The following is a 23,285-nucleotide window of genomic DNA, read 5'->3' on the forward strand; positions in this document are numbered from 1 at the left end:
AAAAAAAAGTTTTAGTAACCCGTATTTTGAGTCAAATTTCTATTGGCTCCCAATGATCCTTCCGGAATAGGGAAAACACTCATATAAGAAGGAATAGAGATTCCTTTTGAAGAGTTTCCTTTCCACGCCCAATTGTAAGATCCTCCGGTATATTTTCCAAAACGAATTAAATCTTGTCTTCGGTGTGCTTCCCAGTGTAATTCACGTGCTCTTTCATCAATTAAAAAATCAAGCGTTAATTCGCTTTGAGCAATGTTTCCAACAGTCGAATTACTATTCGCTCTTTGTCTTAAAGCATTTACATAATTTAATGCCTGAGTGGTTGTTCCGTTTCCGCCTCTTAAAGTGGCTTCTGCGTACATTAAATACACATCGGCTAATCTGAATAATGGAAAATCAGTATCAGCATAAGTAGAACTTATTCCGTTCACTCCTGTTGACGTTTTATTAGAAAATTTAGATAAAATGTAACCTTGCGTTTTCACCCCAATATCTTCAATATCAATCGATCTTTGTTTTGCAGGATCGCCCTGAACACCTTTTCCTATTGTATTTCTGGTATCCTGACTGAATTTTGTTCCGTCAAATTTTTGAGCAAATTCTTTTCTGATTCTAAGTGCTCCTGTCCAGCCGCCAATTCCAAAATCGGCACCATTGTTTTCCCATGCCCCAATTTGTCCGTTTGTTAAAACAGTTGTTGCTCCCCAGTTTTGAGAAACTGCTCCATCTGACTGGATTCCGAAAATGATTTCTGCAGAGGTATTGTTATCTGCTTTAAAGTTGTCCAGGTATTTTGGTTTCAAAGTATAACCGCCTGCAATAACTTCATTACACATTGTAATACAATCATCAAAACGATCCGCCTGAATGTAAACCTCAGCATTCAAATACATTTTTGCCAAAATCATACGCGCCATAGATTGATCTAATCTTCCGTATTCATTTGTTCTCGCTGCTTTTAAATCGGGTAAAACCGCTTTAAGTTCCGTTTCAACAAAATCAAATAATTGTTTTCTGTTAAACTCAGGTCCTGTAAAATTTATTGGATCATTTTCAGTATACATTGGTGCTTTTCCAAATAAATCCATCATGTTATAATACGCATACGCTCTTAAAACACGAACTTCCTGGCGGTAAAGTGCTATATCGGCCAACGTCGCAGCATTAGTAATTCCTCTTGAACTTAACTTTTCCGGTGTACTCTGACGTAAAAACTCGTTTGCATAAGAAACAGAAACCATAGTTCTGCTAAACATTCCTAAAATAACCGGATTTGCGGCTGTCCAGATGTTACGTTGTAATTCTGCCGTTCCTCCGTCATTTTCATAACTCCAAACCAATTCGTCCGTAGTTAATTCCTGCAAGTACAATAAACATCTTGTAAACTGGCTTGTTCCTGCATCTACACCTTCAAGCGATGAATTATCAGGCCCCAATACTCCCGTTAAAGTTAGATTTCCGTATACTCCTGCAAATGCTTTTTTGTATCCTTCAGGTGTAGAAAATAAAACATCAGAAGAGAGAACGTCGTCATCTTCAGAGACTACGTTTAAGTCATCAGTACAAGAATGAAAAACAGTAGTCAATGCTAAAATTGTTATTAAAATATATTTTTTCATCTTTTCGTTATTAAAATTTAAGATTAAGACCAAATAAGATTGATCGTTGTCTTGGATAAATCGTTTTGTCTACACCGTTATTTGTGATTTCAGGATCTAAACCACTGTATTTTGTAATTACAAAAACGTTCTGAACTCCAGTTGATACTCTTAATGAAGCTTTACTGTTTACCCAGTTGTTTAAAGTGTATCCTAACGTAATATTGTCCATTTTTAAGAAAGAGGCATTCTCTATATAAAGATCTGACAACACAACATTTGAGGTAGTCTGAAAATTAGTTTCTGTTACCTGAGATGGAATATTACTTAAAACTCCCCCATTTTCCATAGCATCATATTGTGCTCTGCTGGCGTCTACGGCATTAAAAATTCGGTTACCAACACTTGCTCTTAAATTGAGTGAAAAATCGAATTTTTTATAATTCATGTTAGATGCAAATCCTAATGTAAAATCAGGATCCGGATTATTATAAATGTATTTATCGGAATCGTTTTTGGTGTTATCCCCATTTAAATCTGCAAAAGCGCCTTCAATTGGTTTTCCTTCGTTGTTGTATAATTGTTTGTATACATAGTAAGAATAAGGAGTATAACCTTCTCTGAAAATTTGCCCCGGAGTTCCTGTTCCTGCAATATTGTCTCCTAAAAAGATATCGGTTCCGTTTACCAGATTTTTGATTCTTCTTTCGAATTTGGCCATATTAAAGTTCATGTTCCAATTAAAATTTTCTGTTTTAACGGCATTCGCATTAATCGTAAACTCGACACCTTTTGTGGTAAAGCTACCTACGTTTTGATACACGCGATTAGAAAAATTACTACCATCAGATATTGCTGCGTTTACTAATAAATCTTTAGATTCTTTGTAATAAACATCAAGTCCGGCAGATAAGCGATTGTCTAAGAAACCAAAATCAAGACCTGCGTTGTATGAAGTGGTTTCCTCCCATTTCAAATTGTTTGTTCTTTTTGATGGAAGTGCAACCGGAACCGGGCTTTCGCCGAAGTAGTATTCAGAATTTCCACCACCAACCTGGTATTTTTGCAAGTATCCATTTGGTTCCGGAATATCCTGTTGTCCTGTTATACCCCAACTTAGTCTTAATTTTAAGTCAGATAATGTTTTACTGTCTTTAAAGAAATCTTCTTTGATTTTCCATGCAAATGCTGCTGATGGAAAATTCCCCCAACGATTCGCCTCTTCAAATCTAGAAGAACCATCTCGTCTGTAAGACATCGTTAATAAATACTTATCTCTAAAATTTAGATTTGTTCTGGCAAAGAATCCTATTAAAACAACATCTGTATCCAGAGTGGTTTCAGGAAATGTTGATGGCAAATCCGGGTTTAGGATATTACCTGTTTCAAATCTTGAACTTTGAAATTTTTGATACGAATAACCACCCGTCGCTTCAAAATTCAATGAACTAAAAGTTTTATTATACACTAAATAAGTATCTAATAATTTATTCTTTCTGGTTGCTTCTGTATATTCATTTGTCCCGTATGGAATGTTGTTGTTTGATGGAGCAGAACCGGCATCAGCACCAACCAATCTTGTTCTTTCTCCATTTGATTCATCATAACCAACATTTACAACCGCTCTTAAAGCAGGTAAAAAATGAAATTTATAATCTATTTCAAAATTCCCAAAAATTCTGTCATTCGTTCCTCTGTCGTTGGTATTCAACAATTGCGAAACAGGATTTCTTGCCGCAGTTGATACTAATGGATAATTTCCGTTGGCATCAATTCCGGTAGTATATTCAAAATAACCACCATAAGGTGCGCCTTCCACTTTTATTGGCTGAGTTGGATCAAAACCAATAGCAGCTCCTTCAACAGCATCTGTAAATCTGTTTTTTTCGTCTGTATAATTAGCTGAAAGCCTTAATTTTAAATGATTGTCAAGAAAAGCCGGATTCATGACTAAACCAACTGTGTTTCTTTTGAAAGTATTCGTTAAACGCAATCCTTGCTGATCTGTATTTCCCAGCGTTAAACTTGTTGGAATAATATTGAATAAACTTCCTCTAACAGCTAAACTTTGATCGACCGTTCCGGTGTTTCTGTAAATTGCTTTTTGCCAATCTGTATTTGCTGTTCCCAGTTTACTCAGATCATCACTTCTTCTATCTGCAATAACACTTCTAAATTCATCTGCACTAAAAACGTCAACCGTTTTAGTTAATGTACCAGCTGCATATTGAACATTATAATCTACCGATAATGTTTTGCTTCCTTTTTTAGTCGTTATAATAATAACACCATTTGAAGCTCGCGAACCATAAATCGCAGAAGCCGATGCATCTTTTAAAACCGTAATAGATTCTACAGTTGCAGGATTTAATGAGGCTAAAAAGGAAGAAGATCCCGTATTGGTAGTATTATCAAGCGGTAATCCGTCGATAACAATAAGAGGATCATTACTTGCAAAAAGCGAACTTCCTCCTCGAATTCTAATTTGAGAACTAGAACCCGGAGCACCTGTTGAATTTACGGTTAAACCCGCTACTCTACCGTTAAGCAGATTTTCTGTTGTAATATTGTTTCCTTTGTTAAATTCTTTGGTCGTAAGTGCCGTAACAGATCCTGTTGCATCTTTCTTTTTCACGCTTCCGTACCCAACCTGAACCACTACTTCTTTTAACAGATTGGTATCTTCTTCAAGATAAACTGTCATGTTTTTTTGTGTACTAACGGGAATTGTTTGAGTGGAATAACCGGTATAAGAAAACGTAATTTGACTATTTGCTTTTACTCCGGATAATTGAAATTTTCCATCGAAGTCAGTAGAAGCACTAATGTTTGCTCCTACTACTTTTATATTTACTCTTGGTATGGGCTGTCCGGACGCTTTTTCCAGGACAACTCCGCCTATTGTGTTCTGGGCAAAAACACAAAAAGGAAGTAAGAGTAATAAAAGTAAAAATTTGGTTTTAATTATTTTCATACTTTTTAAATTGGGTTGGTTTAAGTTAGTGTTTATTACTATTAAGTGTTGGTTACAAAATGATCGAAAGAATATTAGTCTGCTCTTTCTTTTACAATGAGAAAAGGTTTCCCGATGTCAATTTTAATTGAAATGTTGGTCATGTTTAAATTGTTTTTGGTTAGGATAATTGGTTAGTTTGTTTTCATTGACTTACGCTAAACAAAAAAATAATACACTATTACTCAAACGTTATCGCTTATCAATGCAGTCTGCAAATTAAGTACAGAGCAGCTTATTAAGACAGGGAAAAAATCATTTATAAAAGGGGACAATTTCGTAAAAGTGTACACACGACACTTTATAAAAGCATATTCTGTATTTTTTTGCTTTAAAAAAAATGATTTTATAAATAATTAACCTTTATAATAATAGATTTATCAGAAATATAAATTACCCTTGGTTGCTTTTATTTTTAACACATAGAAATATGGAATTATTGTAAATAAAATCCGTTTTATCCGCGTTTTTACAAAGTAAATCTGTTTTATCCGCGTCAAAATTATACGCTGATTTTACTGATTCGCTAAAGCGAAAACGCTGATAAAAACGAATTTTTCTAATTACTTTTTTGATTAAACTGTAGTAATTTTATAGATTTCCGCTTAACCTACTTACATTGTACTTTGGGACTGTGTGTGAGAAACTAGTTTCTTTTGATTTACCTTTTTCAAGATCATAAAATCTATGTTTCTACGTGTTTAATTAATTTTTTTATGCACAACGAACAGGTTACCGTTAATCTAAAAAAACCAGTAGTGTTTTTGAACATTAGATAATAATTGTGTTAATTTCGCAAAGTATCAGATTTCAAATATATTCACTTAAAAAATTGATTCCGCTTTTAGATCGCATCCCTTTTATTTTTCATATATCAGAGAACAGCATGCTTTTAAAAAATTTTCTATGAATAAGTTAATGTTCTTTCTTGTTATTAGTCTTTTGCACATAAATGCATCAGGACAGAATTACCCGATAAGACATCTTGATATTTCATCAGGACTTTCGAACAATTCTGTTGCCTCTATATATCAGGATCAAAACGGTTATATGTGGTTTGGAACTTTTGATGGGCTTAACCGATATGATGGAAATGATTTTAAAATTTACCGCCATATTCACACTGATCCAAATTCTATTCAGGGAAATGCTATTAGTTGCATCGAAGGTGACTTTGAAAACAATTTGTGGATAGGAACAACAGCTGGACCAGTAGTTTTTAATGCGGAACGCTCTTCTTTTAGTCCGCTGCAATATTATGATACGAACAAAAAAATCAAACCCTTAAACGTTACTGCCTACGAAATAATTGCGGTACATTCTCTACACATCATTCTCGTCGCTGCAAAAGAGGCGATCGTACTTTATAAAGAAGGTGAGAAAATTGGAACAGCGATACCTTTCAAAGGAAAATTAAATTATATCGCAAGATCAATAGCTTATAATGCGAAAAAACAAATCTTCTATGTTTTTATTACTGGAACGGGTCTATGCCAGTACGATATTAAATCAAAAAAAATAACACTTCTCAATAATACCATTACAGGAGCCAATTGTATTAAGCTGACAAATGAAGGACTCTGGATTGGATCAGACGAAGGCGCCTACTTATATAATGACAATCTAAATACTTATTCTGAAAATTACTTTTCGGAAAAAACGGTTGTACGCGATTTTTATCAGCAGGAAAACAGACTATGGATTGCCACTGATGGAGCTGGTCTTTATACCATTACAAAAAATCAGACTGTTCCTGTTCTGTATCGTGCTAACGGCCCTGTTTCATTACTTAACAGTAAATCTTTGTATGATATCTTCCAAAGCAAAAATGGCGAAATGTGGTTCGGAACCCTTCGTGGCGGCGTAAGTATGATGGGCAAAAAACCGCTCGATTTTAATCATTTTAAAAGCAAAGATCCGCTAACCAATAAAGAAGATGAAGATCCTGCCGCCAACTTCATGCTTTCTTTCTGCGAAGATGAAAAGAAAAATATCTGGATTGGTACTGATGGCGCCGGAATGAGATACTGGAACAGGAAACAAAATACTTACGATGTTTACTCTACAACCTCATCTGCCAGCAGAAAAATTCAGAGCAATTTTGTTACAAGCATCGTCAGGGATTCTGATAATGCCATCTGGGTTGCGATGTGGAAAGGCGGCGTCTGCCGTATTGATCCTAACTCAAAAGCCATTCAGAATTTCTCCATTTACAATCAAATCACTAAAAAAGCAGAACAGGAATCCTGGCTGCTGTTTATAGATTCAAAAAAAACGTTATGGCTCGCTGTTACTAACGGCGGAGCACTATATCAATTTGATAAAGAGCAAAATAAATTCATCTGCTATAGTAATACTTTACGCGATGTTACTTGTCTTTATGAAACCAAAGACGGCAAAATCTGGGGCGGAACTTTCAATTCTTTTTTTGAGATCGAACCCAAAACAAAAAAAATAAAAAACTACCATTCTGAGTATACGATAAGATGCATAACGGAAGATCAAAACAAAAATCTTTGGATTGGTACTGTTGAAGGAGGTTTGCTTTTATTCAATGGAAAAACGGGCACTTTCAAAAAACATACTACACAAAACGGGCTTTCGAGCAATACCATACTTCGTCTTTTAGAAGATAAAAAAGGGGATTTATGGATGAGCACGTATCACGGAATTTCAAGACTGAATCCTACGAATAATACTTTTAGAAATTTCGGTGTTTCTGATGGTCTTCAGGGCAATCAATTTAGCTGGAATGCAGGCACGGAACTTTCGACTGGAGAATTTATTTTTGGTGGTATAAACGGATTCAATGTTTTTGATCCTGACAATATTAAAGACAAAAAAAATACCGGGAAATTTTTATTAAATGATTTGCTGGTAAACAATCAGTCCTTAAAATTGGACAGTCCTTATATCACAGAAAAAAAACTCGAGATGATAAGCGCTGCCGAACTTCCCTATGAAAAATCGGCATTGAGTTTTGATTTTGTTTATCTTGATTATGTCAATTCCGAAAAAATTAATACTGCTTATTTTCTCGAAGGATGGGACAAAGACTGGAACTATACTTCAAAGAATAACAGGGCCAATTATTCCAGACTGACCGAAGGAACCTACGTCTTTAAAGTAAAAACAACCGATGTTTTTGGAAATTGGACTAACGAAGTAACGCTCGCAACGGTAAAAATCCTTCCGCCCTGGTACAGAACATGGTGGGCCTATACCTTTTACCTTATTGCGGCTGTAGCTGCCATTTATGCTTACGTTGGATATCATAAAAACAAGGAAAGACTTCGTTATGAAATAAAATTGGCCCGTATGGAGCATAAAAAAGACAAGGAACATGCTGAAAAACAATTTTCTATGTTTACTTATATGGCTCATGAATTGCGCACTCCCCTTTCTTTGATTATAAATCCGCTAAAAAGTGCCATTGAGAGAAAAAAACGTTCTGAAGATGATCTCGATCTGAATCTTGCCTATAAAAATGCCAAAAGATTACTGAGTCTTACCGATCAACTACTATTGTTTAGAAAAGCCGAAACGGATCTTGATGAACTCAAAGTTTCTAAGATTAATTTAAACAGCCTGTGCCGTGAAATCTATGACAGCTTTACACAAATGGCAGCGGTTAAAAGTTTAAATTATCAATTTATTGAAGAAGAAACGCCCACTGAAATATATGGTGATTATGAAAAAATAGAGATTACGCTGTTTAATTTAATATCCAATGCGTTCAAATTCACCCCTAATAAAGGATCTATAAGTATTGAGATAATTGAGAAAACGGCTGATGTTTCTATTATTATATCAGATACGGGCAGCGGAATCGACGAAAATGATATCGATACTATTTTTGAAGAATTCAGACAGGTTAAATCTAAAGCCAGCAATGGATTTGGAATAGGACTTTATGTTGCCAAATATTTTGTGACTAAACATCATGGTGAAATAAAGTGTGATAGCAAAGTTGGAAAAGGCACTACGTTTACTATTACACTTCCAAAAGGAAAAAATCATTTTGCATCAATGAGCATCAATGAAAATTATCTGCAGATGTCGCCTCTTGTTGGGGAACTTCTAGAAGGAATGCCGGCTGATAATCAAAACACAGCTACAAGCACACATCAAGCGGTAACTCCTGAAAATATACCAGCAGAATTAATCAGTACAAAAAAAGTATTGCTAATTGTGGAAGACAATCCGGAAATGAATCATTATCTGGTACAGCTTTTCCTCGATAACTATATTGTTTATTCGGCAGCGAATGGACTGGAAGGACTGAAACTTGTCGAAAAACACCAGCCAGATATTGTACTAAGCGATATTTCTATGGAAGGCATGAATGGTTTGGATTTATGCAAAAAAATCAAACAAAATGATGATTTCAGCCATATTCCGGTGATACTGCTTACGGCTACAACGAGCAATGATATTCATTTACAAAGTATTACTGAAGGTGCAGACGATTATGTTACCAAACCTTTTGACAGTGATATACTTCTGGCGCGTGTAGCTGCTGTTCTTCGAAACAGAGGACAATTGCGCAAGTATTTCTTAGACAGTATAACACTTCGTGAAAATGTCAATAAGGTTCCTACTGAATACAAAGAGTTCCTGGATAAATGTATAGAAATTGTCGAGGCCAATCTTGAAAACAGCGACTTTAACCTTAAGAGTTTCTCTGCTGCAATGGGTATGAGCCATTCAAGTCTTTACAAAAAGATTAAAGCAATTTCAGGACAAACCGTAAATGTTTTTATCAGATCGATCAGAATACGCAGAGCCGCCGTAATTATGCTTACTGAAAATATTAATATAGCGCAGGTTGGTCCGCAGGTTGGTATAGAAGATCAACGTTATTTCCGTCAACAGTTCGTAAAATTGTTTGGAATGAAACCTTCAGAATATATCAAAAAATATAGAAATTCTTTTAATAAGGAATTGAATGTTATTCAAAAGGGAGATATTACATAATTAGAATCCTTCCTGATAGTAAGACAAAGCTTCTGAGAAATCGGGAGCTTTTTTTGTTTGTTCCATTTTTTTATAGCTTCTGTCTGGCACACTCAGGAGCGGGAAGATTGTGACAACAAAGACTTTATTCAATATCACTGGTTATTTAGAAATCCAAACATTTAATCATTAAGCTGTTAGCTACAGTAAATGTGATGTTATAAATTCATTCTTTAAAAATTATCCTTATTTTTAAAGAATATTTAGTTTAACCTCCACTTCTTTAAATGCTAAAAAATGAAAAAAGTCTTTTTTGTATTCTTAATTGTAGTTTTATATTCTTTCACAACTTCTGAAGGGATAACAATTGTTTCAGGTAAAATCACGAATACCGAAAATAGAACAATTAGAATTAAAGGGGAATTACTTGATAAAGAAATCAAGCTAAAGCCAGACGGCAGTTTTTCAGAAGATCTAGTATTAGAATGTGATTGTATTTATAGAATTGAAACCTCTAAAAATAGTATCCCCTTATATTTATCTAAAGATTCCAAAGTGATGATATATGCTGATGATACAAACCTAACTTCAACTTTAAAATTTACTGGCAAAGGAAGCACTGAAAATCAATACCTTGCCAAAAAAAAGCTTATAACTTCAGCAATTACAAACGAAGACCTTTATAAACTTAACGAAAATGAGTTTCTGAAAAAACTCCAGGAAATAAAAAGTTCCGTTAATACCCTGTACCTCAAAACAAAATTTACTGATACTAATTTCAAAATAAATGAATCCAAAAGTATTCATTATCTGGAGCACAAACATTTACTTTTTTATAAAAAATACCATTATTTTTATGCAAGGTTAAGTGACTTTAAAGTTTCTGAAACATACCCACAGGTCGATGAAACAATCGATCTGGATAATAATTCCGATTTTTTATTTTCAAATGATTATCAAGAAATTGTGTTAAGTAAATTCTATGAAAATATTAAAGGAGATGGTGATGCTACGTTCATTACGGCTAAAAATGCAATTCCAAAGATTAAAGCTCTAAAAAGTCAAAGCATAAAAAATCGTTTAATCGAAAACTCAACAAATGATATTAATATTGAAAATCTGAGTTATGATAAAACATATCAGGAATTTTTATCAATTACAAACAATCCGATTATTAAACAAACACTTACCCTCAATTATAATGCAACAAATGCATTACAACCTGGGAATCCATCTCCAAAATTTGATTATGAAAATCAAAAAGGAGGAAAAACTACTTTAGAAAATCTGAAAGGAAAATATATTTACATTGATCTTTGGGCGACATGGTGCGGCCCTTGCCGTCAGGAAATTCCGTTTCTTCAGAAAGTCGAGGAACAATATAAAGGCAAAAATATTGAGTTTGTCAGTATTTCGATAGATGCCACAAAAGATCAGTCTAAATGGAACAAATTTGTTCTAGAAAAACAATTAGGCGGGATTCAATTATTAGCAGATAATGAATGGGAATCAAAATTCGTAAAAGATTATGGCGTTCAGGGCGTTCCAACATTTATCCTTATTGATCCTAACGGCAAAATCATTAATGCACGCGCACCAAAACCCTCTGACTCTAAACTTATTGAGCTATTAAACAGCTTAAAAATATAATCCAAATTAAGATGTTTAAATAGCTTTATTAAAAATCATCCATAAAACTGGTTACTGTTGAATATTTCATTACTCACAAAAATGCTAATTGAAAAGGTCAATGAATTTGTTGAAATACGAAATTTAAAACAAAACCAGATTCAATAGATAAAGTAATGAAAAACTTTCTTCTTTGCTTTATTTCCATTTCTATCATATAAAATAATCTGCTTTTTACATATCCGAAAAAAAAGAATCTCCCATCAAATACTCCACTTTGACAAGTGAAAAATCGTTCACAAAACATAAAAGATCAAGCGTTTTTTCGGCAGTTTTTCAATTTAATCCAAATAACAAAACATACGAAATCGACAATATTTTACTGTTTTTAGAAGTGATATTTAAAAAATAGTAAGTAATACCCACCTGCAACTAACAAAATCATCGACGTTTACCATTCTCTATCAGTAGGTTAGAAACATAAAATCGTTATGTTCTATTTTAAAAAAAATCCATATTAATTTAATGCTATGTTTTCTTCAGAACTGCTCTGTTTTACTAAATGATTTTATAAATTTGCGATCTTATTTTCAATACTTATTTTACAGTATTCAGACCTGATAATCAAACTATTCTTTCAGACTACTTTACTCAAAATAAATAATAACATAACTACAATTAAATACAATGCTTAAAAAAAACAAATCCCAAATTCTATTTTTTATTCTTTTAAATTTATTTTTTTCAATTACTTCATTTGCTCAAAAAAATCTTTATGCCGGAATTGAAATTGGACGCAGAGCTATCAAAGTTTCGGTTCTTGATGTAAATAATATCAGAAAAGCAGATTATGATATTTTGTATTTTTCAAATGACAGATTTAGTTTTGCTGATCATATTACTGCGACCGGCGAGCTTAGTCAGGATGATATTACCCAAGCTGGTGTTACAGTTATCAACCAATTGAATAAAATAAGAAAAGAGTTTAAACTTCTTGAAGAAAATATATTTATAGTAGCTGCACCGGTTTTTGCATCTGCCCGTAATATTGACGTTTTAAAAAATAAAATCAGTTCTTTAACCAATAAAAATCTTGACATACTTAATGTTAACGAAGAGCCTAAAACGTTGGTTAAGGGTGCTATCCCGCCAGTAGATTATGCTAACGCTTTCTTACTTGATATTGGTGCTCAGACTACCAAAGGAGGATACATCGATGAACTTGAAGATGATAAATTAGAATTTATACCTCTTGAGCTGGATTTTGGTACAATGACACTTACTGATGCAGTACAAAAAACGGTTTCCAATCAAAATCAAGCTAATGATATGTCAGTATATCAGGAAAAATCTTTTGACTTTAACTCGGTTCTGCGTAAGAAGATCAAAGATTTACTTGACAAAAATCCTCTTTTATTAAAGAAAGAAAAAATTTATTTATCAGGCGGCGCTGTCTGGGCATTTGCAACATTGTATTATAATGAAAACATTAAAGAGCATTATGTTGCTTTAAGTATGGAAGATGTCCTTAATTATGATGCAATCTTAAAAAATAATTTCATCAAGTTTACTACCCTTGCTAAAACCAATAAAGAAGCAGCAAGAGTTTTAAGTACTTATGACCAAAAATATCTTATTTCTGCGAATAACATATTGGTGAGCCTCCTTGAAAGCATTCCAAATTTAGAGACAAAAAAAATATTCTTTGTAAAAGACGGACAAACAATCTGGCTTATCTCGCACATTGCAGATCGCTCTAAAAAAGTGAATACTAATTTTTAAAGTGTTTAGAATAGTTCTCCAAAACTTCTTATTAAAAAAAATATCACTTGAAGTGGTATTTTTTTTATTTACAATCCTTTTCTTTTAACAAAATACAGGGCTAAAATCCTGATTTCTTATTAATATGGAGCAATCTTACTTTTTGAACTTTTTAATTAATGTCTGTTTCTTTGATGTCCGAAATTACGATATCATCAGTATCCAAAGCGCGTAAAAAAGCTGTTGCGTCAAATGCTTCTCCTAATGTTGTTACTCCTTGCTTTTTTATTTTCCCTTCTAAAATTCTTTTTATAGCCTCTACAAGTAGAGGAGCTGTAACGGCATAAATGTCTATTCCTTCAGCTATAACGGATCTTTTCTTATTGCCTTTTGTTGCAACCACTTCCATACAAAAACGCTGAGAGGATCTGTTTTTTTCATCTACTGGTTTAGGCTCTGGTGTTTCATTACTGCGTATATCAGCCAAAGAATTCTGACTCAGGTACGTATTTATTGTATTCACATTTATATGTCGCGAGATCGTAATTATTTCTGAAAGTGGTACGGTCACAACTTCTTTTGTTAATATGGGCTGCGGGAATTCCCAAATTTTTGATTTAACCTCCAGAACAGGTTGCAAACGATTTTCGGCAAACATAAATCTTTGATAATGATTTCGTTCTCCAGTCAATCGAGTCCCTTTTGTTGGATGCCAGGAATCTAAACCAATATAAAGTGAAATCTCATCTACGTTATCCCAGCCTTCCGTAAGCGTTGTGCTTAATAAATCTCCCAATCCGCCATAAAATGCAGCGGCAGGAATTATTGTTACGTTAGCAGCTTTTGCCTTTTCAGAGAATAGTTCAAAGATGTCCAATACGGCTTTTTGCTCTGCACTAACATCCAGATAATGTTTTCCTAATCTTAATGCAGATTGAATGATTGGTTCTGCCGTATCTAAAAAAGGACCTGCACAGTTTACAATGATTTCAGCATCGGCAAAAGCCACATCCAGAGTTTCAGGCTGATGAATGTCTGCCACTTTTATTACCAAATCAGGATAATCTTTACTTAATATATTCAGCTTATCAGCATCACGGCCGCTTAGAATAGGCTTGAATCCTTGCTGATAAAGCTGTGCAACTAAAAATTTTCCTGTGTGACCGTAAGCACCGTATACTGCGATTTTATTTTCCATAAAATGATTTTAATATTTAAAGATCGTTATTTTGATATTACTTTTAGCTAAATAATTAAATAGTTAAGGCTTTCAGTTTCTTCAAGAAATTTAGCACTAAAATAAACGCATTTTTCGGATTAGCAAAATCCCCTGTTTTCATCCCTTCAGATTGCAACAAAAAAAAGACCGTTCTCACAAACGGTCTTTTCACTATTTTCAGCATTATAAAAAGCTTAAGCTCTAAACAACGCGTATTTATTGTAGTTGAACAATACCTGATCATAAGGCACAAAAAGCGATGTGATTTTCTCTGAAGAAGCATTGAATTTGATTCCGTTATGTTTTCTAAACAAATAGATTTCTTTCAAACAGTTCGACAAACTTTGGTGTATTTCTGATGTAAAAGTCGGTAATTGCTTATCTCCTACTAATAAATCTATTTGATAATTAGAACTACTTTTAGACAAGTTATTTCCAATAATTCTTATTGTAAAAGTGGTCGATTTTCCGTGTTGTTCACCCTGATACTGTACTACCATAATTTTAGTATTAAAAGTTTTAAATTAATTTCCTCATCACTTCAACCTAATTTCAGTTGAATCGAATATTAAAGTTATGAAAAAATATAAGTTGTTTTACAAACTGATCTTAAATTATCAATTTGGCACAAAGTTATATAAAATTCTATTTTGAGAAATTCTTTATTCTTCTGTTTTAACAGAAAATTAATCCCACTTTCCAGCTAATACTTTATTGTGAATATCCGCAGCAAATAAAGGCGTTTCTTCGTTATTATGCGCTTCTACATTTTGCAGCATCTGACTCTTTACCATTTCCAGATTTTCAATATTAACCGCTTTTAATACTGCTAAAAATTCAGGTGTTGAAGTCACCAAAACCTTGTTGACAAACTCGCAGCTATTTGCTGTTATAGGAATAATTTTAATTTCCCAGGTTATTCCTAATTTAGTTATTCCCATATCAGAAATCGAATCAGAAATCGAATTAACTTTACAATGATTTCTCTCACCAACTTCTTCTATATAATGTTGTACCAGAAGATTACCCGCAATACGCTCGACATTTATTGACATCCTTTTTCCGTCTTGCGAAACCGAAGTTCCTCCTGCAATATGACTAACCGAACAAGATTGATATTCCTGATCTTTTAACGTAAAAAGCCAATCGGTAATATCTATTTTTTCTGCCGCACAATGAATTATTGCCTTTGCAGTACATTCAGCCAATATTTCCATCTTTATGATTCTAAAGTTTTAATAAATTCCTCTGCAGATAAAAGAGAATGTCCGTAATTCGGAAAATTTGTTTCTACGGTCGCTCTAATTTCTTCCTGATTAAAAGCACCGATTCCATCCTTAATTAAAGTTACATGATAACCCAGTTCTACTCCATATCTGGCAGTCGAATCAACACAGGTATTGGCGCGCATCCCGGCAATTATAATATGATCGATGTCGTGCATTTTTAGAAGAAAATCAAGATCAGTGTTAGCAAAACCACTAGCCGTCCAGTGATTTTGAGCTATCAAATCACCTTCTACAGCCAGGAGTTCCGGATGAAATTCAGCTCCCCAAGTCCCTTTTTCAAAAACCGTAAAATTTTTAGTTCCGTTATGCGAGGGTGAAAAGAATTTCCAATTCAAATAATCTCCTTTTTGAGTATGCCTGTGAGGCGCATAAACTACCTGAATTTTATGTTTTCTGGCAGCAGTCAAAACCTTTTTTATGTTTGCTATAACATTTCCGCTTTCCACGGTTTCTTTTACAAAAGGCCATAATTTTCCGTTTTCTGAAAGAAAATCATTAAACGGATCAATCAATATCAAGGCTGTTCTTTTATTTTGATAAGTACTCATAATTTGAAATTTAGAAGTTACTTTAGTTTCTTCCTCAAAATCCAAACCTTAGCTTAATTAATTGATTTTTAATAAGTTAATTTTATTTAAATTATTGATATACCGCTAATAACCTGATAACCTTCGAAATATCAAAAAATACTAAAATTTAAAAACACAAAAAAAACCGTAATGACTTACGGTTTTCAGCAATTAACTAAATATATTTAATCAACTTGTTTAACGAGAGTAATTTTCATTCATAAGCACGATTAATTTTGGGTAACAATGGTAGTTTCTTTTTCAGTATTAATTTCTAATAAATGTGGGGTTCCATCCTCATCAAACATAGTCATATTAAGCGGGTCTAATAGGGCCAGGTTTTTAGAAACAGTTCCTTTAAATTTATTATACGAAAGATTCATTTCAGATAAATTGTGTAATTTTTCAAGCCCTTTTGGAATTTCACCTTCAAAGCTATTATCAAACAAACTTAAATTTTGCAAGGCATGAAAATTGATTATTTCAGTACTTAATGTCCCGGATAACTTATTGCTGTTTAAAAGCAACACTTTCAACGTCGAAATTTGATAGATCGAACTGGGCAAATCGCCCTGAATTTCATTATTAAATAACGAAAGTACTTCAAGTTGCTTTAATTTTCCAATCTCTGCAGGCAATTTTCCCTGCAAACTATTTTTATGCAAATCGATAGTTACTAAATTTACCAGATCAAAGAATTCAGCAGGTAACTCTCCTGTCAAATTATTATCGTCTAAATAAAGTCCAATTACTTTTCCATTTTCAGCCTGAACACCGTACCATGTTGACACAGAAAGTGATAAATCCCATTTAATTTTCCAATTTGCTCCATTTGTTGCATAGTAAAATTTAATTAAGGCTTCTTTTTCTTTATCTGAGACAGTATCTGCATAAATATTCAATGAAAAAATAAAAGCTATTAAAAATAAGGTTAAGCTTTTCATAACAAAATTTGGGATTTGTTTACGGTTTAAAATTATGCAATTTCTAGACATAAAGCAGTAAATGTCGATAAAGTGTTAATAAGTATATATTTAACACTACTTATACTACTAGGAAAAAATCAACTAATTGAATTGTTTTTTTGATTAAATTTGACCAACTAATTCTAAAAACCTCATATTATGGAAATTAACTTTATTGCATTGCTACTTGCTGGAATTGTCACACTTGTAACTGGTTTTATTTGGTACAATCCAAAAGTCTTTGGAACTATCTGGATGAAAGAAAACAATCTGACTCAGGAAGAACTTCGAACTGGAAATATGCTCAAAATCTTCGGATTTACGTATATCTTTTCTTTGATGATCACAGTAGTTTTGATGGGATTAACCATCCATCAATCAGGAGCAGTTGGTATGGTAGGCGGTCCGCCAATGTTAGCAAATGCTAAACCTTCATTTGCCGCTTTTATGGCAGATTATGGAACAGCATATCGTACTTTTAAACACGGAGCACTTCATGGTTTCATGTCAGGATTGTTTTTTGCTTTACCGATAATTGGTATCAATGCTTTATTCGAAAGAAAATCATGGAAATATATTTTTGTTCATGCCGGATATTGGATGTTAACTCTGACTTTGATGGGAGGAATTATCTGTGCTTTTGCATAAAATCATACATACAAAACCCGTTTGATATTCAATTTCAAACGGGTTTTCTTAATAATAACTTAAACCAGACTAGTTATTATAAATATTATCTAATTTTGAAAAAATTAGCTCCCACTTTTGACTACAACTTATTCTTTCGAAATATACAATAGCGCATCATTACTGCCTCAGGAATGGAATTCGCTGACATCTGATAACATTTTTTTGACGCGGGAATATCTTACGGTTCTTGAAAATTCGTGTCCGGTAAATATGATTTGCCATTTCATAGGAATTTTTGAAGAAACAAAACTGGTTGGAATTGCCATCACCCAATTTTTGTTTGCAGAAAAACTAGAATCTTTTGGTGATCGCGATCAGTGTCTAAAAACTTCGGTACGTAATTTTGCCTTTAAGAACTTCGCTTCACATGTTTTATTTGTTGGTAATAATATGCTAACAGGTCAGAATGCTTTTGCTTTTGATAAAAACATAAAGCTAACAAAAGCAATTACAACACTTCATAAAGCAATTAATCAGCTTAAAAAAGAGTTGAAAGCGAAAGGCAAAAAAGTGCATATTACCAGTATAAAAGATTTTACTGAGACAGAGATTAAACCGCTGCAAGCCAAATTCAAAAACAATTATACGTTTTCGACACAGCCCAATATGATTTTCGAAATCAATGAAAGCTGGAAAACAGAACAAGATTATATTGATGCTTTATCTAAGAAATATCGTGATCAATACAAACGTGCCCGCAAAAAAGCAGATGGAATTGTAAAACAGAAAATGTCTTTAAATGATATTTTAAAATACGAAGACATCATTTATGATCTATATTTTCATGTTGCAAAAAATGCTCCTTTTAATACTTTCTTTTTAGCCAGAAATCATTTCAGTTTCTTTAAGGAAATCATGAAAGATGATTTTTTACTGTATGGTTATTTTTTAGATGGAAAACTAATCGGCTTTAACACTTTAATTAAAAATGGAGCCATAATGGACACCTATTTTTTGGGTTATGATGAAAGTATTCAACGCGAGAAAATGTTATATTTAAATATGCTTTATGACATGATTGCTTACTCCATAAATAAAGGTTTTAGAGAAATTGTTTTCGCTCGAACCGCACTTGAAATCAAAAGTTCTGTTGGTGCAAAACCTTTAAAAATGTATGGTTTAATTACACACAGCAATTCTTTAATCAATCACAATATTGCCCGATTTTTTAATTATCTGGAACCTAAAACAGATTGGCAGGAACGTAATCCGTTTAAATAGTAACTTTGTCAAAGTTTAAAACTTTGACAAAGATTTTAAGGAATGGCAATTTTCATCTGCTTGTGCAGAATATGAATTTCTAAATCAGTTTGCGCTCCGCAATATTCTCCATCAATTTGAAAACTCACCGGATAATCTGTCTTTATAGTAGCTTTCTCTGTAGAGATAATTACAACGTCATCTGTATCAATTGGCATGTTACCAGTTATAATTTTCCCAATTAAAAGCAAATCAAGGTTTTTTAAAATGATCAACTCAAATTTACCATCGTTCATAGCACCATTCGGATTAATAATTACACCTGTTCCGTACTTCTGAGAATTGGCAATTACAATCATTCTTGCCGTATGCTCGACAGTTTCATTATTTGCGGAAATCGTGGCCAGAAAAGGTTCATTAGAATCTTTTAGCGTTGTAAATGCTTGCAGCGCATAGCCCCATATTCCACGTAAATCGCCCTCTTCATAATTCTTTACTAGATCGGCATTAAGACCAATATCGCTTAAATGAATACTTTTTTTGCCGTTGATACAAATCATATCCATTTCGATATAACGATTCAAAAAAGCAATTTTCAGATTTTCTTCAATCGTCGCTGGTAAATTTAAATCAACAGATAATCCGTTTGCAGAACCTGCTGGAAGGATTCCTATAATTACATCGTGTTCTTCCATTGCCTCAGCCACCATTTTTATGGTTCCGTCGCCACCTGCAACTATAATTCGTTCCGGTTTATATTGATTATAAAGCGTTTGTATATTTTTTTGATCACTTTTACCGGTAGTTTCATAAACCTCCAGATCAAAACGATTTGTTGTTGCAAACTCCTGAACGGCTTCAATTAAATCGGATTTATCAAGGTCTCCGGATATAGGGTTTACTACAAATATGATATTCTTTTTCAAAATTTTATTTTTAAAGTCAATTAAAATAATTAATTTACAACATATATAAATATACGTAATTAATGAAACCTATACTACAATTATATCGCGGTTATGCCAATGAACAAGAATTAATTGTAATGGGGCATGTATTTAAGAGAACGTATGAATATGATTTTCAGAAAAAAAATTTTAAAAACGCTACTTCTATAATTAATCAGTTTAGAATAAAAACAATCAAAAATTTTGATGTTTATCTTAAACTTGGCAATTTGGAAATCCACACCAAAACGCTGGACGACGGTTATTTTAAATTTTGTATTCCGCTCGAAAAAGAATTTAATTTTGGATGGATGGAATATGAAGTGAGCATAAAATACAAATCGGAAATAATAACGACAGTAGGCAGTTTTATTAGGCCTCACACCGGAAATCTGGGAATTATCTCTGACATTGATGATACCTTTTTGATTTCACATACCAGAAATGTCTTCAAAAAAATGTACATTCTTTTATTTAAAAATGTAAATGACAGAAAGGTTTTTAAAGATGTTGTTCCGCACTATCAGGCCTTGAGTTCGGCTGGAAGAAATAATAAAGAAGAGGAAAATGCTTTTTTTTACATCTCTAGCAGCGAATGGAATTTGTACCGGTTTATTGTAAAGTTTACCAAAATACATAAGTTGCCAAGAGCTGTTATTTTATTAAAAGATATTAAACGTGGCATTACTGATTTCTTCATGAGCGGAAGAGGCAATCACAATCATAAATTTGATAAGATAAAACATGTTTTGGAATTTTATCCGAATCTTAAATATGTTTTACTGGGAGATGATTCTCAGCACGATCCATTTTTATACGAACAAATCTGCAAAATATTCCCCGTCACCGTAAAAGCGGTTTACATAAGACAAACCGGTAAATTTCAAAAAAAATCTACAAAGGCTATTCTGAAAAATTTAGAAAATTTAGAAGTTTCTGTTTGCTATTTTAAAGATAGCAGTCAGGCGATTATGCATTCTAAATCTATTGGACTTATTAAATAGTTTGTTTCAGGTTTCAGGTTTCAAGTTACGATAGAACCTGAAACTTGAAACCTGAAACTTGAAACAAAGAAAACTAAAAATTAACCATTAAAATTATCAATTTCTTCCTGAACGATTTCCCAATCTAAAAGTAATTGATCCAAGTCTGCTTTCTTTTTATTGTATGCGGTAAAAAATGAAGCGTCTTCGATATGTTTATCATAATTAGAAGCCAACATTTTATCGTCGTGCTGAATGTCTTTTTCCAGTTGTTTGATTTGACTTTCAACTTTGCTTAAACGATTTTGAAGCGCTTTTCCTTTTTTCTGATCTTCGTACGATGCTTTGTTTGTCTCTTTTGGAGCAGCAGCTTTGGCAACATCTTTTTTCTCAACTTCACGCATGTTTTCAAGATTGCGTTGTTCCAAGAAATAGTTGATATCACCCAAATATTCTTTAATTTTTTGATCTTTGAATTCGTAAACGATATTCGACATTCCCTGAAGGAAATCCCTGTCGTGAGAAACTAATAATAAGGTTCCACCAAATTTTTGAAGTGCCGCTTTCAATACATTCTTAGATTTAATATCTAAGTGATTCGTAGGCTCATCCATCAGCAAAACGTTGATTGGCTGCAATAATAACTTACAAAGTGCCAAACGGTTACGTTCACCTCCGGAAAGTACTTTTACCTTTTTCTCTACATCGTCACCACGGAACAAAAACGACCCTAACATGTCACGAACTTTGGATCGGTTCGTATCCATTGCAGCATCTTCCATGGTCTGAAGCAAAGTAATTTCACCATCAAGATATTCAGCCTGATTTTGAGCAAAATATCCTAATTGAACATTGTGGCCCAATTTGATGTTACCCTGATATTCAAATTCATTTACGATGGCTTTAATAAAAGTTGATTTTCCCTGACCATTCTGACCTACAAAAGCAATTTTGCTTCCGCGTTCTACCAATAAATCAATGTCTTTTAAAATAACTTTATCGCCATATGCTTTTGTTACATGTTCGGCTTCAACCACTACTCTTCCAGGTTCTTTTGAAACTGGAAAAGAAATATTCATTACCGAATTGTCGTCTTCATCAACTTCAATTCGTTCTACTTTATCTAATTTTTTAATTAATGATTGCGCCATAGAAGCTTTAGAAGCTTTTGCACGGAATTTCTCGATTAATTTTTCTGTTTCTTCAATTTTCTTAGCCTGATTCTTTTGAGTCGCCAATTGCTTTTCACGAATTTCGTGACGCAATTCTAAATATTGAGAATACGGCTTATTAAAATCGTATGCTTTTCCTAACGAAATTTCAATGGTACGATTCGTAACATTGTCAAGGAACATTTTATCGTGCGATACAATTACAACAACACCAGGATAATTACGAAGGAAACTCTCTAACCAAATGATACTTTCGATATCTAAGTGGTTGGTTGGCTCATCCAGAAGCAATACATCATTGGACTGCAATAACAATTTAGCCAACTCGATACGCATTCTCCAACCTCCTGAAAATGTTTCGGTTTGGTTATTGAAAACTTCTCTTTTGAAACCAAGTCCCAAAAGAATTTTCTCTGTATCTCCAACATAATTATAACCTCCAAGAAGATCAAAACGATGTGTATAATCAGATAAATCTTCAATGATTTGGCTATATTCTTCACTCTCATAATCGGTTCTGGTAACCAATTGATGATTGATTTCTTCTAATTTTTTTTCTACAATCTTGATTTCAGTAAAAGCTTCATAAGCTTCTTCTAATACAGTTCTTCCTTGTTCAAAATCGATATCCTGACGTAAAAATCCCATTCGAATATCTTTCTCCTGAGAAATAACTCCAGAGTCAGGAGCAAAATCTCCCGCTAACATTTTAAGCATTGTAGACTTACCCGCTCCGTTTTTACCAACAAGACCCACTCGGTCTCCGGCGCCTAAACGAAAAGTAACTTCTTCAAATAAATATGTTCCACCAAAAGAAACTGAAAGATTGTGTATATTAAGCATAATTTGTGACTATTGTTACGAGCAGTAAAGGTTTAAAAAATGTACCTTTGTTTAAATTTTTTGCAAATGTTAAAAAAAGGATCCAAACTAAATAGTATTTTAACAGGAAGTTGTCCAAAATGTCAAAATGAGAGCATGTATTCGGACAAAAATCCGCTTCATTTGACTAAAGTTCTCAAAATGAACGAAAATTGTAGTCATTGCGGTTTAAAATATCAAATCGAACCTTCGTTTTTTTACGGTGCAATGTATGTAAGTTATGGGCTAAATGTTGCTGTAGGAATTGCAGCTTTTATTGTTTCCTTTGTTTTCTTTGGAGCTTCAATTGAGAAATCGTTTTTAGCGATCGTTATATCCCTAATTGTATTATTTCCTTTTGTTCTGCGCCTTTCAAGAAACTTGTATATTAATATGTTTGTTTCGTACGATCCAAAGGCCGGAAAAAAATAAT

At 33.2% G+C, this 23,285-nt stretch carries 16 protein-coding genes; 7 read left to right on the plus strand and 9 right to left on the minus strand.

Annotation, left to right across the window (positions count from 1 at the left end; translation table 11 throughout):
• Window positions 1-11 precede the first annotated feature (11 nt).
• Both IRZ99_RS16465 and IRZ99_RS16470 read right to left on the minus strand, forming a co-directional pair.
• Window positions 12-1,619, minus strand: coding sequence for a RagB/SusD family nutrient uptake outer membrane protein (locus tag IRZ99_RS16465; protein ID WP_194658304.1), 1,608 nt, complete (start codon window positions 1,617-1,619; stop codon window positions 12-14).
• A 10-nt stretch (window positions 1,620-1,629) separates the two neighbouring features.
• Entirely contained in the window at window positions 1,630-4,572 is a 2,943-nt protein-coding gene (locus IRZ99_RS16470; protein WP_194658305.1) for a SusC/RagA family TonB-linked outer membrane protein, read from the minus strand.
• A 945-nt stretch (window positions 4,573-5,517) separates the two neighbouring features.
• Between IRZ99_RS16470 and IRZ99_RS16475 the strand changes: the two genes are divergently transcribed.
• From IRZ99_RS16475 to IRZ99_RS16485, 3 genes are all read left to right on the plus strand, one after another.
• Window positions 5,518-9,588: a hybrid sensor histidine kinase/response regulator transcription factor gene (locus IRZ99_RS16475; RefSeq protein ID WP_194658306.1), complete on the plus strand. Its 4,071-nt coding sequence runs from the start codon at window positions 5,518-5,520 to the stop codon at window positions 9,586-9,588.
• A 276-nt stretch (window positions 9,589-9,864) separates the two neighbouring features.
• Window positions 9,865-11,217 (plus strand): TlpA disulfide reductase family protein, encoded by a 1,353-nt coding sequence (locus tag IRZ99_RS16480; protein WP_194658307.1) that lies wholly within the window; start codon window positions 9,865-9,867, stop codon window positions 11,215-11,217.
• Between the two features lie 666 nt (window positions 11,218-11,883).
• Window positions 11,884-12,978, plus strand: coding sequence for an exopolyphosphatase (locus IRZ99_RS16485; RefSeq protein ID WP_194658308.1), 1,095 nt, complete (start codon window positions 11,884-11,886; stop codon window positions 12,976-12,978).
• 151 nt (window positions 12,979-13,129) lie between these two features.
• On the opposite strand, the gene IRZ99_RS16490 is transcribed toward IRZ99_RS16485, so the two are convergent.
• The 5 genes from IRZ99_RS16490 to IRZ99_RS16510 form a co-directional block, all read right to left on the minus strand.
• On the minus strand, window positions 13,130-14,155 hold the full coding sequence (locus IRZ99_RS16490) for a trans-acting enoyl reductase family protein (protein WP_194658309.1): 1,026 nt from the start codon (window positions 14,153-14,155) through the stop codon (window positions 13,130-13,132).
• Window positions 14,156-14,370: 215 nt separating this feature from the next.
• The gene (locus IRZ99_RS16495) at window positions 14,371-14,676 is read right to left on the minus strand and encodes a hypothetical protein (RefSeq protein WP_194658310.1); all 306 of its coding nucleotides are present in this window, start codon (window positions 14,674-14,676) and stop codon (window positions 14,371-14,373) included.
• 186 nt (window positions 14,677-14,862) lie between these two features.
• Window positions 14,863-15,393, minus strand: coding sequence for a hypothetical protein (locus IRZ99_RS16500; RefSeq protein ID WP_194658311.1), 531 nt, complete (start codon window positions 15,391-15,393; stop codon window positions 14,863-14,865).
• A gap of 2 nt (window positions 15,394-15,395) precedes the next feature.
• On the minus strand, window positions 15,396-16,013 hold the full coding sequence (locus tag IRZ99_RS16505) for a cysteine hydrolase family protein (RefSeq protein ID WP_194658312.1): 618 nt from the start codon (window positions 16,011-16,013) through the stop codon (window positions 15,396-15,398).
• Window positions 16,014-16,264: 251 nt separating this feature from the next.
• Window positions 16,265-16,978 carry a Two component regulator three Y domain protein gene (locus tag IRZ99_RS16510; RefSeq protein ID WP_194658313.1) on the minus strand — a complete coding sequence of 238 codons (714 nt, stop codon included), beginning with the start codon at window positions 16,976-16,978 and terminating at the stop codon, window positions 16,265-16,267.
• A gap of 180 nt (window positions 16,979-17,158) precedes the next feature.
• Here IRZ99_RS16510 and IRZ99_RS16515 point away from each other — a divergent pair, with 180 nt between their 5' ends.
• Both IRZ99_RS16515 and IRZ99_RS16520 read left to right on the plus strand, forming a co-directional pair.
• Window positions 17,159-17,647, plus strand: coding sequence for a DUF1761 domain-containing protein (locus IRZ99_RS16515; protein WP_194658314.1), 489 nt, complete (start codon window positions 17,159-17,161; stop codon window positions 17,645-17,647).
• Window positions 17,648-17,764: 117 nt separating this feature from the next.
• Entirely contained in the window at window positions 17,765-18,910 is a 1,146-nt protein-coding gene (locus tag IRZ99_RS16520; protein ID WP_194658315.1) for a GNAT family N-acetyltransferase, read from the plus strand.
• A gap of 35 nt (window positions 18,911-18,945) precedes the next feature.
• Here IRZ99_RS16520 and IRZ99_RS16525 read toward each other — a convergent pair whose 3' ends face one another.
• Complete coding sequence (locus IRZ99_RS16525; protein ID WP_194658316.1) at window positions 18,946-19,815, minus strand: diacylglycerol kinase family protein; 870 nt, start codon at window positions 19,813-19,815, stop codon at window positions 18,946-18,948.
• Window positions 19,816-19,877: 62 nt separating this feature from the next.
• Here IRZ99_RS16525 and IRZ99_RS16530 point away from each other — a divergent pair, with 62 nt between their 5' ends.
• Entirely contained in the window at window positions 19,878-20,840 is a 963-nt protein-coding gene (locus IRZ99_RS16530) for an App1 family protein (RefSeq protein ID WP_194658317.1), read from the plus strand.
• A gap of 80 nt (window positions 20,841-20,920) precedes the next feature.
• On the opposite strand, the gene IRZ99_RS16535 is transcribed toward IRZ99_RS16530, so the two are convergent.
• On the minus strand, window positions 20,921-22,834 hold the full coding sequence (locus tag IRZ99_RS16535; RefSeq protein ID WP_194658318.1) for an ABC-F family ATP-binding cassette domain-containing protein: 1,914 nt from the start codon (window positions 22,832-22,834) through the stop codon (window positions 20,921-20,923).
• 66 nt (window positions 22,835-22,900) lie between these two features.
• On the opposite strand from IRZ99_RS16535, the gene IRZ99_RS16540 reads away from it, so the two are divergent.
• Window positions 22,901-23,284 (plus strand): DUF983 domain-containing protein, encoded by a 384-nt coding sequence (locus IRZ99_RS16540; protein ID WP_194658319.1) that lies wholly within the window; start codon window positions 22,901-22,903, stop codon window positions 23,282-23,284.
• The last annotated feature ends 1 nt before the right edge of the window (window position 23,285 follow it).

The sequence above is a fragment of the Flavobacterium sp. LC2016-12 genome (genome assembly GCF_015351595.1).
Classification (GTDB): Bacteria; Bacteroidota; Bacteroidia; order Flavobacteriales; family Flavobacteriaceae; genus Flavobacterium.